Here is a 14236-nt window from a genome sequence, read left to right on the forward strand (position 1 = left end):
CCCGTGCGGGCAATCGAAAAGGGGGACGCCGAACTTTGTCCGCTCGGTCCCCCTTGCCTGCCGGTCTTATTGAACCTTGACTTTATCGAAGTTTTCCTTCTGCACCTTGGCCGCCGCGTCGTCGAGCAGCTTCTGCAGATCCAGATCGCCTTTGCTGATCAGCACTTTCTGGATGACGTTCGCCATCTCGGCATAGTAGGCCTGCGTCTCGTACGTCGCTTCCGGCTTCGATTCCATCAGCTGGATCAGCTCAGGGGAATATTTATAGACGTTGTCATGCTTATCCAGAACCGCTTGATACTTCTTGCCGTATTCGGAGTCGTCGTTCCAGTAGTTGATCAGCTGCGGAACGTACACTTGGTTTTTGGATTTCTGGTCGACGATCTGCTGATCGATCGCGTCCAGGTACTCTTGCGTGAAGTACTCGTCGACGACGAAGTCGAACGCGGCCTTCTGCTGCGCCTTGTCGGCCAGGCCGTTGATGACCTTGTAGTTGCCGCCGGCCACGCCGATATGCTTGCCGCCTTTGGAGACGGAAGGAATCGGATAGATCAGGACGTCGTCCTTGCTGATGCCGCCCTGGTTGATCGCGCCGTCCAGCGCGTTGCCGCTGCCGCACATGACCATCGCGCCGCGTCCTTGGTTGAACATCGCCAGCGCGTCGCCGTAGCCGAGCGCCCACTGCTTCGGAATGACGCCCGCGACCTTCAGGTCATTGTAGAATTGAAGCGCTTTCAGTCCGGCTTCGCTGTTGAACGCCGCCGTCACCTTGCCGTCCGCCACGGTCTGGATGTCGCCGCCTGCCGTGTAGAGGAAGTTCGTCCAGTTCCAGCCGGCCTCCGTGCCCTTGCCCATCGGGATGAAGCCCGCGATGCCTTTAGCCGGATCGTTCACGGATTTCGCCGCTTCGATGAATTCCTCCATCGTCCAATCCATCGGCGGCAGCGGCACGCCTTTGTCTTCGAAGATTTTCTTGTTGACGGTAATCGTCATGCCGTAGGCATCGATCGGAATGCCGTATGTCTTGCCCTCGATGACGAAAGGCTTCGTAGCGAACGCGTTCAAATCCTTCGCATACGGCCAGCTCGCCATGTAGTCGCTCAGATCGGCGATCCACTTCTTGTCGGTCAGCAGCTTGCCCTCCGTCGCCCATGTCGTGAATTCGGTCTGCGCGCTGTTCGACGCCATCTTGATCGCGATTTCCGAGTTCTCGTATTTCCAGTATTTCGGCGTGATGGAGACATTCGGATTTTTCTCCGTGAACCGTTTGATCCGGGCGTCGAGCGCGGCGTTTTCCGCGGTTTTGTCCGGCGGGTACGCGTAGGCGACGATGCTCACCTTTTCGGCAGGCGGCGCTTCCTCCTGCACGTTCGCAGCCGCATTTTCCGTCGGCGCGTTTGCGCTCGCGTTCGAATTCGTTTTCGTGTTTTCGGTGTTCGCATTGCCGCCGCATCCGGCCAAGAGCACGAACATCGCCATGCCGCCGTACGCCAGCGCGCGCTTGCTTTTCCCTTTATTCATGGTCTAACCCCTCGCATTCCCTATATTTGCTTGCACCTTTATTGTAGGGTAGGACCGCCCTTCCCTTCGAGGTGCGATCTAACGGGCGTGAGGTGTAAAATTACGCTTTTCGCTCCCGAGGCGGGCACCCGCGCTCAGTCGGCCGGATGGAGCGGCATCACCATGACGGCCTGCGTGCCGCCGGAGGCCATCTCCTTGTAGGAGAGGCCATAGCCGTCTCCGAAATGAAGCCGGATGCGACGGTGCACGTTCGTGATGCCGTACCCTTGCTGGGGCAGCTTGCCTTCCAAAATCGCATGGAGCTTAGAGATGTCGGCCGCGCGGTAGCCGTTGTCGGCGATCGCGATCTGCAGGTCGCCTCCTTGGACGCGCAGCGAGATGCTCAGGCGGCCGTCGCTGCCCATTTTGCGGATGCCGTGAAGGATCGCGTTCTCCACCAGCGGCTGGAGGATGACCTTCGGAATCCGAACGGCCTTCGTCTCCTCCTCGATGTCCCAGTGGACGACGAACCCGTACTCATACCGCTTCAGCTGCAGGCGGATGTACGCCTCGACATGCCGGAGCTCCTCCTCGACCGTAATGAGGCTCTCCCCCCGGCTCAGACCGATGCGCATGAGCAGCGACAGATCGCGGACCATCTCCGCCGATTCTTCGCCGCCCTCCAGCCGAATCCGCCAGTGGATCGATTCCAGCGTGTTGTAGAGCAGATGGGGATTGATTTGGGAATGCAATAAGGCAAGCTCCGATTCCTTATGCTTCAGCTCCAGGACATACTTGTCGTGAACGGTCTGGTTGAGCCTTTTGGTCATCTCGATAAAGGACTGGTGGAGCATCCCGATCTCGTCATGGCGGTCGACCCGCATGTCGTTGCCGAGCGTCCGTCCTGGCTCGAACGACCGCGTCAGCCGCGTCAGCCGCGTCAGAGGACTTAAAATATGGCGGATGAAATAAAGGCTGGCGAGCAGCAGGAGGATGAAATAGGCGATCATCAGCGTATTGAACAGCTGCCGGATCCCTTCGTGCTCGCCGACGATCGATTGGCGCGGAATCTTGAACAGCAGCTTCGTCTTGCTGTCCGCGCTGCTGTGGAAGGCGTACATCCAGGATTCGCGCCCGTTCCGCTCCAAAATGACGCCCTGCTCGGCGCCGCTCACCGACGCCGGCACGGACAGGACATCGCCGACCGCGAGGTTCTCGACATTGTCGGCCAAAATCGTATTGGACTTGTCGAGGAGCACGATCTGGCCGCCGCTCGGGATGCGCAGCGACTGGATATTTTTTTGAAGCAGGCTGTTCAAGCCCGTGATGACGAGCACGGCTGCCGGCCGGTCCTTGTCGTGAGCGCTCGTCATGCCCCGCACATAGGCGGCCGTCTTCTCGCTGCTCGCGTTGTCGCCAGGCTTGACCAGAATGCGAATGATGCCGGAGCCCCGTCCGTTCACCGCATCCTGGAACCAGCCGCCGGGCAGCGTATCGCAGGAGAAGAACACTCCGTTCGGCTTCACGTCCGACGTCGGCGCGAACGTATATCGCATCGCCAGATCGGGGATGCAGACGGAATAATTGATCGCATTCGGCGACGAATAGCTCATGAGCAGCTGATCCAAAGCCAAATATTCCTTGAGCCGGTCGTAATCCGTGTAGACGGGCGCATCCAGCAGCCGTCTGATTTCCGGCGAGATCAGCAGCTTCTCCGAGGTGCCGTCCACCGAGGCGATCACCTCGTCCAGCGTGAGATGGCTCGTCTTCGCCAGCTGGAACAGCGTATCGCCCATTTGCTTCTCCGTCACCGAGGTCACCTTCACGGAGACCAGCCAGTAGGCGAGCAGGATAGGCAGCACGATCAACAAAACAAAAAACAGGACGAATTGCTGCTTCAGATTCAGCTTGTACAGACGATGCATCATCGGGCCCGCCCCCAGAGCAGTTGTAGTCAAAGCCGCGCTATTGGCCCATTATATAAGGATAAAAACAGGAACGTTATGGGTTATATTACGAAGATGAGGTCCGATTCTACGATTCCGCTTCGCCGAGCGCCAGCCGCCGGTTTTCCTTTGGAAAAATGCCCAAAAAGGACGGCGAAAGCTTCGCCGTCCTTCATTTTGCGTTCCATTTTTCACCCGCCTGGGGGCGGCACTGGTTCTAGTCCTCGTCTTCTTCCTCGTCCGGCTCGGCCGCCTCGCGCTTGGCGCTCAGATACGCCTCCGTGTCGCGGTCGCGCTGGCGGCCCTTCTCCTTGAGCCGCTCGATGCCCGGCACGATCAGCCGGTCGACCTCCTGCTGGATCGCATACGCCAGATCGTGGCGGCTCTGCGACTCCAGGTAGGAGCCGACCTCCATCAGCGCGTTGTAGCGGTCGAGCTCCTCGCGGGTCAGCAGGCCGCGCACCTGGACGCTGCAGTGCCGCATTAGAAGAACTTCCCTTTGCGCAGCACGAGCGGGATGCCGCCGATGATGAACAGGTAGCGCAGATCGATCATCTTCTTGAGCCAGGCGGCCTTGCGGCCCAGATACTTCTTGCCGAAGGCGACGCCGATGCCCTCGCCCTTGCCGAGCGAGGCGACCGTGCCCTTGTTGCTGAAGGCGAACGTCTTGAGCGGCTGGCTGCGGATCGCCGCGACGAGATTATGGGCGCAGGTGACGCCCTGCTGCATCGCGATCTGGGCGGTCGGCGGGTACGGACGCCCTTCTTCGTTGAACATCAGCGAGTTGTCGCCGATGATGTAGATGTTCTCGTGGCTCGGCGCGCGCAGGTAGTCGTCGACCTTGACGCGTCCGCGCATCGTCTCGAAGCCGGCCTCCTCGATGAGGCGGCTGCCGCGGATGCCGCCCGTCCAGATGACGGTTTTGGAGCGGATCTCCTCGCCGTCGCCGACGATGACGCCGTCCGGCGAGCATTCCTTGATCGCGGTGCCGATGCGGAAGATGACGCCCTTCTTGGTGAGCACGTCCATGCCGTACTGGACGAGCTCCGGATCGAAGCCCGGCAGCGCGCTCGGCGCCGCCTCGATGTTGTACAGCTTGACGAGCGAGCGGTCGACGTCGAAGGCGCGGCACAGCTGCGGGATGCGGTCAGCCAGCTCGCCGACGAACTCGATGCCGGTGAAGCCCGCTCCGCCGACGACGAACGTCAGGTAGTCGGTGCGATGAGGCTCGCGCTTGTAGCGGGCGAACTGATATTCAATATGCTCGCGGATCAGACGCACCGAGTTGATGCTGCGGATGCTCATCGCATGCTCCGCCAAGCCCGGGATGCCGAACGTCTCCGGCTCGCCGCCGAGGCCGATGACGAGATAGTCGTAGGACAGCGTGCCGTCCTCGAGGATGACCTTCTTGTCCTGCGTGCGGATCTGCACGACGGTGGACTTGACGAAGTCGATCTTGAACTCGTCGATCAGCTTGGAGATGTTGACGCGGGCATTCTCCGGATTGTCCGTGCCGGCGGCAGGCATATGCAAATGGGTCGTGATATAGTGGTAATCATGCTTGTTCACCAAGGTGACGTCGGCTTCGTTGTAGTTGAGCTGCTTCTGCAGCTTGAGGGCGGTCAGAATGCCGCCATAGCCGGCTCCCAAGATGACGATCTTTGGTATATTGCTCATATGGTGCGTCCCTTCCCATCCATCTCTAATCCCTTTATTTATACTCAAGCCATGATAACAAATCCGCAAGAGCCACTTCAAGGTGAATTCCTACGAAAAATATTAGAAGAACGTACAAAGGCCGCAAGGAAGGCGCGCTTTCTACGCGCGCTCTCGAGACGTATAATGGAAGGGAAAGGAACACGATCTGGAGGTGCGAGGCAATGACAGACGTGAAAGTAGAGCCGGTCGACATCGCGATCATCGGCGGAGGACCCGCAGGCATGTTCGCCGCCTTTTACGGCGGCATGAGGCAGGCTTCCGTGAAGCTGATCGAGAGCATGCCGCAGCTCGGCGGACAGCTCGCCGCCCTTTATCCCGAGAAGTACATCTACGACGTCGCCGGCTTTCCCAAGGTGACGGCGCAGGAGCTCGTCGACTCGCTGCGGCGGCAGATGGACCATTTCGACCCGGAGATCTGCCTGGAGGAAAAGGTGACCGCTCTGATCAAGCACGGCGAGCGGGAATTCGAGATCCGCACCGACAAGGGCGCGCATCTCGCCCGCGCGGTCATCATTACGGCGGGCGTCGGCGCGTTCGAGCCGCGCCGGCTGGAGCTGCCGGAGGCGGCGGCATACGAGAGCCGGGGCCTCCATTATTTCGTCACCGACCTGCTGCAGTTCAAGGGCCGCAAGGTGCTCATCAGCGGCGGCGGAGATTCCGCCGTCGACTGGGCGCTCATGCTGGAGCCGATCGCGGAGAGCGTGACGCTCATCCACCGCCGCGACAAGTTCCGGGCCCATGAGCATAGCGTCGAGAAGCTGCGGGCGTCGAGCGTAGAGGTGCTCGTGCCGATGGAGATCGCGCGGCTGGAGGGCGAGGTGTACGTCGAGAAGGTCACGCTCGCCCACGCCAAGACCGGCGAGGAACAGACGCTGGACGTCGACGACGTCATCGTCAACTTCGGCTTCGTCTCCTCGCTCGGCCCGATCGCGGAGTGGGGCCTCGCTATCGAAGGAGGCTGCATCGTCGTCGACACCCGCATGGAAACGTCGATCCCCGGCATCTTCGCCGCAGGAGACATTACGACCTATCCCGGCAAGCTCAAGCTGATCGCCGTCGGCTTCGGCGAGGCGCCGACGGCGATCAACAACGCCAAGGTGTATCTCGATCCGACCGCCAAGCTGTCTCCCGGCCACAGCAGCAACCTCAAGCTGTAGCCGCGGATTTCCCCGCTTTTTCGCCCGGAGCCCCGAGCTCCGGAGCGCCGCCGCCGGACGGATTCGACTAGCTGAAGCGGCCAAAGGGCATCCTACACCTCGACTTCAATGCCGAGGGAGGATGCCCTTTTCATGATGTGTCCCGTATGCAATGGCATTCGACTGCTTGAGGCGGACTGCCCTCGCTGCCTGGAGCCGCTGCTCGACTGCGGCCCCGAACAGGATCTGGCGGGTCCGTACGCACCTTACGGGCCGGCCGCGGCCGTGTCGATGCTCGCTCCCGAAAAAGAGCGGCAGGTGGTACCGGTTTGCATGCACAGGCTGTATTGTACCGTCTGTTCGCACAGCAGCGATGCCGGCGTTCCGCTTACGCTGGGGTAGGGCGGTTCCGGCTGGCCCTACGGCTGCTCCGTAGCGGCCTCTTTGTCAGGCGTCACGTTCGGGCTTCAGGCTCCTAGTCGAATCATTTCCGGGTTCAGTTGTCTGCGCTTGATCTCGCTTGCGAGCAGCTTGATGAACTCCATGTCCAGATTGAATTGAACCGCGCTGAAGTAGGTTTCGATCAGCAATTCGTCAGACAACAGCTCCATCTTACCAGCCTCCTTCCGCTGCGGATTGGATGTGCTTCCCAATCTTAGCATGAGCGGAAATCGAGGAACAAGCGTTCGAATATCCACAGTCTCTCGTGGACAAGATGTGCACAATATGTGAGTAGAACGGGAATTCCGAGGAAAAATCAGGGGAAGGATGTGGATAGAGTTATACACAGCTGAATACGCGGAAATAGCGATAAATAAGTTTTATGGATATTTCTTCCTTGATTACTTCGGACGGGTATTCACTTCAAAAATCCAGATCTTGCCGCTCCGGTCCAGGCCATAGTCGAAGCCGAGCTGCCCGATGCCCGGGAACTTGGACTCCAGCACCGCCGCCGACAGCCGCGTCAGCCTCCTCATTTCCTGCTTCTTGCCGCGGATGCTCGCTCCCGGCAGCGAGCGGCCGATGCCTTGCGACGCCGTCAGCTGACTGCCGCCCCGGCACAGATTCGTGACGAACAGCCCCGAGCGGGCGACGCGGCCGACCATCGAGCGGATTTCCCAGCGGGCTCCGTTCTTGACGTACTTGACGCGGTAATCGATCGGACGGCCGCCGACCGTCGCCAGATGGATGCCCTTCTGGATCAGGTAGGAGCGTCCCTTCTGCAGCGGCTTCAGCGCCAGATGCAGCGAGCCGATCGACGAAGCCCGCTTCGTGCTGGAGCCGGACGAATAGCTGTAGCCGCCGTCCACGCGGCTGATTTTGATGACGCCGAGCCCTCCGGTGCCGCGCACCGGCTTGATGACGACCATCCCATGCTGGTCGAGCATGCTTTTCAGCGCCGCTTCGGAATAGAGGCGGGTCGGCGGAATATGCGGCGCGATCGACGGATGGCCGAGCAGCGCGGCTGTCTTCGCCCATTTGCTAGCCAGCATCCGTCCGCTCGCGCCTCCTTTCGGAAACGGCTTGGACAGCACCTTCTGCACATAGGCGAGCTCTTCCTCGGCGTCTGCCGCCCCTTCCTCGGCAGGGGCATGCGCCGGCAGCGGCTCGGCCGCGGCGGCAGGGACCGGCTCGGCGGGAGCGGGGAGCGCGGCGGCGGCTTCGGGAGCAGGCGCCGCCTCCAAGCGAATCTCTTCGTTCATCCTCTTGATCTCCTTTCTTCTTCTACTCTATTCTATGCTTTCGGGCGTCCGTTCTCTTGGATGATTGTCCGCGGCCGAACCGCCCTGTTTCCCTGCGAATGCGATCAGGCGATCGTCCTTCAACGGTCTCGGCCTATCGTCCGGAGGAGCTCCGTCTCGGGATGGAGGACAAATGCCGCAGGGGCTGATAAAGTAGAGGCATCGAAGAATCGGATCAGGAAAGGTGGATCTCCCATGAATCGTCATGCCAAGGCCGTGCTCGGCGCCGTCCTCGTCCTGCTCGGAGCCTATCTCATGCTCCAGCAGGGAGCCCGGATCGGGCCCGCGCAAATTTTCGGCCACTTCTGGCCAAGCTTGTTCGTCATTCCGCTCGGCATCTTCTTCCACTGGATGTACTTCTCCATGCTCAATCGCAGAGGGGTCGGCCTGCTCGTCCCCGGCGGGATCCTGCTCGGCGCCGGCCTTGTCAGCCAGTTCGCCATGCTGCTGGACAACTGGGGCTCGATCTGGCCCGGCTTCATCCTGGCCGTCGCGCTCGGCCTCTGGGAGCTCTACTGGTTCGGCGGACGCAACCGGTGGCTGCTCATTCCGATCAACATCCTGATCGTGCTGAGCCTGCTGTTCGGCGCCGTCTTTTCCATCAGCGCGCTGACCGCCAGCCTGGACAGCTATTATCCGTATGCTGCGCTGGTCCTCATCCTCGGCGGCTCGTTCCTGCTGCTCTCTCGCAAGCGGCGCGAAGACTGATCGAGGCTTGACGCCAGCGAGCCGGCACGACCAAAAGCTCCTTTCGGAACCGGGTTCCGAAAGGAGCTTTTTTGACTGGAGATTCATCCGCCGCGCCCGCGCCGCGGGCAGGGGCTCCGCCGATTTTTAAGTCGCCCGTCAGACCCGGGAATCCCGTACGATGCTGCGGGTGTACGTCGTCCAGGAGATCAGGCAATAGGCCGCCTGCATCAAAATATAGACGCCCATGACGACGAGGCCGTACATCCATACCGGCCGCCCGATCAGCGTGCCGAGCGCTTGCATCGCAAACAGGCTGTGCACGATGCCGACGAGGCACGGCACGAGGTAGAGCAGCCCCACCTGCACGCCGACCGTGCGGCGCAGCTCGCCGGACGTCAGGCCGATCCGGTTCAAGGCGCGGAACTGGCTGCGGTCCTCCTGCAGCTCGGTGAACAGCTTGAAGTACAGCAGGCTCCCCGAGGCGATGAAGAACAGCACGCTGATGAACAGGCCGATGAATACGGTCAGGCCGATCGACTGCCGCATCTCGATATAGCTGGAGACGCGGTACGTCTGCGCCTGCTCCTTGGCTGCCGGCGTCAGCGCCTCGTCGAAGCGCTTCACATCGGCCAGGCGATGCTCCCAATCGGCCAGCTCGAAGCCGTAGAACGCCAGCTTGGCGGAGGCCGGAGCCGCGGCGGTCCACCGCTCCAGCTGCCGATCGGACACGACGAGCAGCCAGGACGCCTGGGCGATCGGGCTCAGCGCGGCGCCGTACGCGGACTTGTCCAGCTTCAGCCGCAGCGGCTCGTCGCCGATCCGTCCAAGCAGCTCGCCCTCGGGCTTGCCCTTCTCCTGCATGCTGCGGAAGGGCTCGACGAGAAAGCCGGCGTCGCCGTCCAGGCTCCGCTTCGGCAAGCCGACCCGCTCGGCCTCGCGATTGTAGTCGCTGAGCGCGACGACCATCGCGTCGCCCGGACGGTCGTCGCGGAACACGGCTCCGACCAGACCGCTCGCATGCAGTCCCTTCACCTCGGAGCGCTCGGTTACGGAGCCGCCGTCCTGCTCCAGCAGCGCGGCCGCCTGATCCGGGTCCATGACCGAATGGCCCGGACCCTGCTCCACATATCCGACCGTATACGGCGTATGCTCGAGAATTTGGTCGCGCTGCAGCTTTTGGAATACATACACCGTACTGGCCGCGCTCATGACGATCGCGCCCAGCACCGTCACGACGAACAGGATGCGGGCATTGTCCTTGATGCGGAACGCCAGCTGCGAGATGGACAGCAGATTGGTGCCCTTATAGTAGAAGCTTTTGCGCCGCTGCAGCAGGCGGATGACGGCTACGCTCAGCTGCGTGTAGAGGAAATACGTCCCGAGCACCGTGAATCCGATGATCGGCAGCGCCAGCATCATGAACGTCTGCACCGTCGTCATCGCCGCCATGGCGTAGCCGGCGCCGAGCGAGAGCGCGGCGAGCGCCGACAGTCCCGGCGAAAAGGCCGGCGGCCGCTTCGGGCGCCGTCCCTCGCCCAGCAGGTCGATGATCTCCGACCGCCCGACGCGCAGCGCGCTCAGCAGCGAGATGACGAAGAACAGCAGCAGGAAGCCGCCTGCCGTCAGCAGCACGGCCCGGCCCGGCACGAGGAAGCGGATCGGCACGTCGGTGCCGATCAGCACGCCGAGCGTCAGGATAAACAGCTTGCTCAGCAGGATGCCGAGGCCGAGGCCTGCCGCGATCGACAATGCGGCGACGGCGAGGCTTTCGTACACGACCATCTTGCGCAGCTGGCCGCGCGTCGTGCCGAACAGCGTCAGCAGGCCGAACTCCTTCTTGCGCGTCTTGACGAACGCCGAGCTGGAGTAGAGGACGAAGAAGAACGAGAAAATGAGGATAAGGTACATGCAGACCTCCATCATTTTCTTCACCCCTTGCGCCTGCTCGATCTTGCCGTTCACGACATCGGGATGCAGCACGAACGAGGCGTACAGATAAAAGATGAGGACGGAAAAGACGCTGCTGAGGAAAAAGGCCGCGTACGAACGCCAATTGCCGCGGATATTGTTAAGCGCGAGCGAACGGAACGTCATCGAAATTCCCTCCCAGCACGCTCAGCGAATCCAGAATCTGCTGGAAAAACGCCTGGCGATTGTCTCCGCGGCGGATCTCCGAGAAGAACCGTCCGTCCTTGATGAACATGATCCGCTTGCAGTAGCTCGCGCTGAACGGATCATGCGTCACCATCAGCACCGTCGCGCCGAGCCGCTCGTTGAGATCCTTGAGCGACTCCATGACGTCCTTGGCCGCCTTGGAGTCGAGGTTGCCCGTCAGCTCGTCGGCGAGCAGCAGCGACGGCTCGTGAATGATCGCCCGCGCGATCGCGGCGCGCTGCTTCTGGCCGCCGGACACCTCGTACGGCCGCTTTTCGAGGATGGCGGCGATGCCGAGCAGCGACGCCACCGGCTGCAGCGCCCGCTCGATCTGCGCCGGCGACTTGCCCTCGAGCACGAGCGGCAGCGCGATGTTCTCCTTGAGGCTGAGCGTGTCCAGCAGGTTGAAGTCCTGGAACACGAAGCCGAGCTCCCGGCGCCGGAACAGCGCCAGCTTGCGGTCGCTCAGCCCCGACGGGTCGATGCCGCGCACCGAGATGCTGCCCGAGGTCGGCTTGTCGATTGTCGCGAGCAGGTTGAGCAGCGTCGTCTTGCCGCTGCCCGACGGGCCCATGACGCCGACGAACTCGCCCGTCTGCACGGTCATGTCGATGCCGTCGAGCGCCTTGTAGCTGACCTCTCCTTTGGTGCTGTAGATTTTGCCTAACGCTTTTACTTCCAATACGTCCATGCGATGTCGTCCTCCCGGTTTCGTCTATCGAATGACTCCAGTATACCCGGACCAAGGAAGACCACCCATCGATCGACCTTACACGGAAGCTTACAATCTTGTCAGGTTGTGGATGGCGCGGCCTTCGAAGCCGATGCGGACCGTCGTGCCCCGCCCTTCCTCCGATCGCAGCTCGAGCGTCAAGCCGAGCTTGGCCGCTACCTGACGGCACAGATAGAGCCCCATGCCGGTCGACTCCTCGGTCCGCCTGCCGTTTTCCCCGGTGAAAAAAGGATCGAACACCCGCGGCACGTCCTGCGCCGGAATGCCGATGCCCTCGTCGGCCACCTCGATCCAGGCGGCGCCGTCCTCGTCGGCGCCGATCGCGATGTCAAGCCGCTTGGAGCCGGGCTTCGGCTTGGAATACTTGACCGCGTTGCCGACGAGCTGGACGAGCAGGAACAGCACCCACTTGCCGTCGGTCTCGGCCCAGGCCTCGCCCTCGATGCGCGGATAGACGCCCGCCGCGATCAGCAGCCGCTTGTGCTGGTTGACCGCCTCGCGGGCGGCCTCATGCAGCGCGACGCGCCGGGGATGCAGATCAAGCGCGAATTCCTCCAGCCTCGCCGTATGCAGCATCTGCTCCAGGCCGCGCGCCAGGCGGTCCGTCTCCTCGCGCAGGCTGTCCGTCAGCTCGCGCAGCTCGTCCTGCCCGAGCCCTGCTTTGGCAGCCTGGCTCTGCGCGATCAGGTCGATGACCGAGACCGGCGTCTTCATATGATGCACCCACTGGTAGACAAAATGCCGATGCAGCTCCCGCTCGCGGTCATGCGCCTGCAGCCGGTCCTGCGCGAGGCGGCTCAGACCTTCGAGCATGCGCGCCGTCTGGCGCTGCTCCGCCGTCGCCGCGCCTTGCAGCGGACGCCAGCCGGGAGCTTCCGACAGGCGCAGCAGGGCATCGAGATAGCTGCGCTGGCGGAGGAAGCCGATGCCGAAGGCCGTCGCCCCGACGGCGGCGGACAGCAGCCAAAAATAGAGCAGATTGCTCCAGTCCATCCTCTGGCCGATGCCGGTACGCTCCAGATACCAGATGACCGATCCGGCGCCGAGCGCCAGCGCCAGCACGGCCGCCGCGGCGAGCTGCCCGCGCGCGTAGAGGCCGAGCGCCAGCAGCGTGCGCCGCAGGCGGCGGTCGGAGCTGCTTCGGGCTGCGCTTGCGGCGCCATTTCTGCGGCTCATCGGAGCCTCCTTGCAGCGGGCAGCGGCCGACGGGGGCTGCCGCCCGCTTGCAGGACGATGTCGAGCGGCATCATCGGCTGCCCCCATCCGGTCCGGCGGCCAGCTCGGCGTCGTTCAGCCGATAGCCCTGCCCGCGATGCGTCTCCAGCACGCCGCCGAGCCCGAGCTCCTCCAGCTTGCGGCGCAGGCGGGTCACGTTGACGGTCAGCGTATTGTCGTCGACGAATGACGTATCGTCCCACAGGCTTTCCAGCAGCCGGTCGCGCGAGACGATCGCGCCGTCCGCCTCGAGCAGCGCCTCGGCGAGCAGCCGCTCGTTGCGGCTCAGCTGCGCGGCCTGCTCGCGCCAGAGCAGCAGGCTCCGGCTTACGTCCAGCCGCAGCTCTCCGCAGCGCAGCTCGAAGCCGCCTGCGGACGAAGCGCGGCCCGCCTCGTCGCCGTCCGGCGCCGTCAGGCCGGAGCCGCTCTCCGGCTCGAGCGGCGCGGCGGCATACTCGCCGTAGCTGCGCCGCAGCGCGCTTTTGATCTTGGCGATCAGCAGGTCGAGATGGATCGGCTTCGTGACGAAGTCGTCCCCGCCGTTCTCGATCGCCATCACCTGATCCATTTCCCCCGAGCGGGCCGAGATGAAGATGACCGGAGCCGTGGAGCGCTGGCGGAACTGCCTGCACCAATAAAAGCCGTCGAAGTACGGCAGATTGATGTCCATCAGCACGAGATGAGGCGTCTGCTCCTCGAAGTCGAGCGTCAGCTCCTTCATCCGCTGCGCCCGCTGCGGCTGGAAGCCGTAGCGCTCCAGCGCCTCTCCGAGCAGGCGGGCGATCTTGTCGTCGTCCTCGACGATCGTGATGCGATACATTGAGCCTTCCTCCTTGACCATTCCTTCCGATGCTTGACGCCATCTGTCGCCTTAGTTTACCACACCCTCCGGCCGATCCCGACTGGACCCCGGACGGGGCCGCCAGGCCGCAGACGCTGGACCGAAGCACGGATTTTTTCGCAAAAAGCTTCAGCCCTGAAACTTCGCTGCCGATGCTTCGTATGTTGGCTCAAACGGACGGTTGCCGGCAACGTCCATCCACCAGGAGGTTTTGTCCATGTCTTTGTCCAAAGCGCTGCGGCTCATCAGCGGCATCTGCGAGGGGCTGCTCGCCATCCCGATCCTCGGCGGCCTGTTCGTCATCTCCAGCGGCTATGCCGCCCTCGGCTTCATGTTCGTCTTCCATCTGATCGTGCTGTTCGTCTCGCTCTCGCATCGCGAGCCCGTGTACGGCAGCGCCGCCGGCCTCGCCGCCTCGCTGCTCGGCTGGATTCCGTTCCTCGGCTTTTTCCTGCACGTCATCTCCGCGCTGCTGCTCCTCGTGTCGGCGTTCCAAGGCGGTCCTCGCCGTCCCGAGCATTACGGTCCGCCTCCACGGTACTAAGGATACAAAGCTTAAG

Annotated in this window: 13 protein-coding genes; 3 read left to right on the top strand and 10 right to left on the bottom strand. The window is 62.5% G+C overall.

The features are described 5' to 3' along the window. Window positions 1-66: 66 nt before the first annotated feature. The 4 genes from NYE40_RS18415 to NYE40_RS18430 all read right to left on the bottom strand — a co-directional run bounded on the left by NYE40_RS18415 (window position 67) and on the right by NYE40_RS18430 (window position 5123). Window positions 67-1521 (bottom strand): extracellular solute-binding protein, encoded by a 1455-nt coding sequence (locus NYE40_RS18415; protein WP_052333613.1) that lies wholly within the window; start codon window positions 1519-1521, stop codon window positions 67-69. Window positions 1522-1655: 134 nt separating this feature from the next. After that, complete coding sequence (locus NYE40_RS18420; protein WP_153784129.1) at window positions 1656-3428, bottom strand: sensor histidine kinase; 1773 nt, start codon at window positions 3426-3428, stop codon at window positions 1656-1658. Between the two features lie 235 nt (window positions 3429-3663). Further along, entirely contained in the window at window positions 3664-3930 is a 267-nt protein-coding gene (locus NYE40_RS18425) for a hypothetical protein (protein WP_028600542.1), read from the bottom strand. Continuing rightward, window positions 3930-5123: an NAD(P)/FAD-dependent oxidoreductase gene (locus tag NYE40_RS18430; protein ID WP_028600541.1), complete on the bottom strand. Its 1194-nt coding sequence runs from the start codon at window positions 5121-5123 to the stop codon at window positions 3930-3932. Before NYE40_RS18430 ends, NYE40_RS18425 begins: the two co-directional genes overlap by 1 nt. Before the next feature lie 203 nt (window positions 5124-5326). Between NYE40_RS18430 and NYE40_RS18435 the strand changes: the two genes are divergently transcribed. Beyond that, window positions 5327-6322: an NAD(P)/FAD-dependent oxidoreductase gene (locus NYE40_RS18435; RefSeq protein WP_153784130.1), complete on the top strand. Its 996-nt coding sequence runs from the start codon at window positions 5327-5329 to the stop codon at window positions 6320-6322. Window positions 6323-6768: 446 nt separating this feature from the next. On the opposite strand, the gene NYE40_RS18440 is transcribed toward NYE40_RS18435, so the two are convergent. Beyond that, the gene (locus NYE40_RS18440) at window positions 6769-6912 is read right to left on the bottom strand and encodes a sporulation histidine kinase inhibitor Sda (protein WP_043111940.1); all 144 of its coding nucleotides are present in this window, start codon (window positions 6910-6912) and stop codon (window positions 6769-6771) included. A 231-nt stretch (window positions 6913-7143) separates the two neighbouring features. Beyond that, on the bottom strand, window positions 7144-8004 hold the full coding sequence (locus tag NYE40_RS18445) for a YheC/YheD family protein (RefSeq protein WP_307719990.1): 861 nt from the start codon (window positions 8002-8004) through the stop codon (window positions 7144-7146). Between the two features lie 234 nt (window positions 8005-8238). On the opposite strand from NYE40_RS18445, the gene NYE40_RS18450 reads away from it, so the two are divergent. Beyond that, window positions 8239-8751, top strand: a complete 513-nt coding sequence (locus NYE40_RS18450; RefSeq protein WP_028600538.1) for a hypothetical protein — start codon at window positions 8239-8241, stop codon at window positions 8749-8751. A gap of 138 nt (window positions 8752-8889) precedes the next feature. On the opposite strand, the gene NYE40_RS18455 is transcribed toward NYE40_RS18450, so the two are convergent. From NYE40_RS18455 to NYE40_RS18470, 4 genes are all read right to left on the bottom strand, one after another. Beyond that, on the bottom strand, window positions 8890-10827 hold the full coding sequence (locus NYE40_RS18455) for an ABC transporter permease (protein ID WP_153784131.1): 1938 nt from the start codon (window positions 10825-10827) through the stop codon (window positions 8890-8892). Continuing rightward, the gene (locus NYE40_RS18460) at window positions 10802-11578 is read right to left on the bottom strand and encodes an ABC transporter ATP-binding protein (protein WP_028600536.1); all 777 of its coding nucleotides are present in this window, start codon (window positions 11576-11578) and stop codon (window positions 10802-10804) included. Before NYE40_RS18460 ends, NYE40_RS18455 begins: the two co-directional genes overlap by 26 nt. A 90-nt stretch (window positions 11579-11668) precedes the next feature. Next, window positions 11669-12796 carry a sensor histidine kinase gene (locus NYE40_RS18465; protein ID WP_339278770.1) on the bottom strand — a complete coding sequence of 376 codons (1128 nt, stop codon included), beginning with the start codon at window positions 12794-12796 and terminating at the stop codon, window positions 11669-11671. A gap of 70 nt (window positions 12797-12866) precedes the next feature. Continuing rightward, window positions 12867-13655, bottom strand: a complete 789-nt coding sequence (locus NYE40_RS18470) for a response regulator transcription factor (protein WP_339278771.1) — start codon at window positions 13653-13655, stop codon at window positions 12867-12869. A 238-nt stretch (window positions 13656-13893) separates the two neighbouring features. Here NYE40_RS18470 and NYE40_RS18475 point away from each other — a divergent pair, with 238 nt between their 5' ends. Beyond that, a complete protein-coding gene (locus NYE40_RS18475) occupies window positions 13894-14220 on the top strand; it encodes a hypothetical protein (RefSeq protein ID WP_028600534.1) in 327 nt (108 codons plus the stop codon). Window positions 14221-14236: the final 16 nt, after the last annotated feature.

Origin of the sequence: Paenibacillus sp. FSL W8-1187 (assembly GCF_037965485.1) — a bacterium.
GTDB classification, from domain to species: Bacteria; Bacillota; Bacilli; order Paenibacillales; family Paenibacillaceae; genus Paenibacillus_O; species Paenibacillus_O pasadenensis.

Coding starts and splice junctions, on each gene's coding strand:
- NYE40_RS18415 (WP_052333613.1), bottom strand. CDS start 1,521: ATGAATAAAGGGAAAAGCAAGCGCGCGCTGGCGTACGGCGGCATGGCG.
- NYE40_RS18420 (WP_153784129.1), bottom strand. CDS start 3,428: ATGATGCATCGTCTGTACAAGCTGAATCTGAAGCAGCAATTCGTCCTG.
- NYE40_RS18425 (WP_028600542.1), bottom strand. CDS start 3,930: ATGCGGCACTGCAGCGTCCAGGTGCGCGGCCTGCTGACCCGCGAGGAG.
- NYE40_RS18430 (WP_028600541.1), bottom strand. CDS start 5,123: ATGAGCAATATACCAAAGATCGTCATCTTGGGAGCCGGCTATGGCGGC.
- NYE40_RS18435 (WP_153784130.1), top strand. CDS start 5,327: ATGACAGACGTGAAAGTAGAGCCGGTCGACATCGCGATCATCGGCGGA.
- NYE40_RS18440 (WP_043111940.1), bottom strand. CDS start 6,912: ATGGAGCTGTTGTCTGACGAATTGCTGATCGAAACCTACTTCAGCGCG.
- NYE40_RS18445 (WP_307719990.1), bottom strand. CDS start 8,004: ATGAACGAAGAGATTCGCTTGGAGGCGGCGCCTGCTCCCGAAGCCGCC.
- NYE40_RS18450 (WP_028600538.1), top strand. CDS start 8,239: ATGAATCGTCATGCCAAGGCCGTGCTCGGCGCCGTCCTCGTCCTGCTC.
- NYE40_RS18455 (WP_153784131.1), bottom strand. CDS start 10,827: ATGACGTTCCGTTCGCTCGCGCTTAACAATATCCGCGGCAATTGGCGT.
- NYE40_RS18460 (WP_028600536.1), bottom strand. CDS start 11,578: ATGGACGTATTGGAAGTAAAAGCGTTAGGCAAAATCTACAGCACCAAA.
- NYE40_RS18465 (WP_339278770.1), bottom strand. CDS start 12,796: ATGAGCCGCAGAAATGGCGCCGCAAGCGCAGCCCGAAGCAGCTCCGAC.
- NYE40_RS18470 (WP_339278771.1), bottom strand. CDS start 13,655: ATGTATCGCATCACGATCGTCGAGGACGACGACAAGATCGCCCGCCTG.
- NYE40_RS18475 (WP_028600534.1), top strand. CDS start 13,894: ATGTCTTTGTCCAAAGCGCTGCGGCTCATCAGCGGCATCTGCGAGGGG.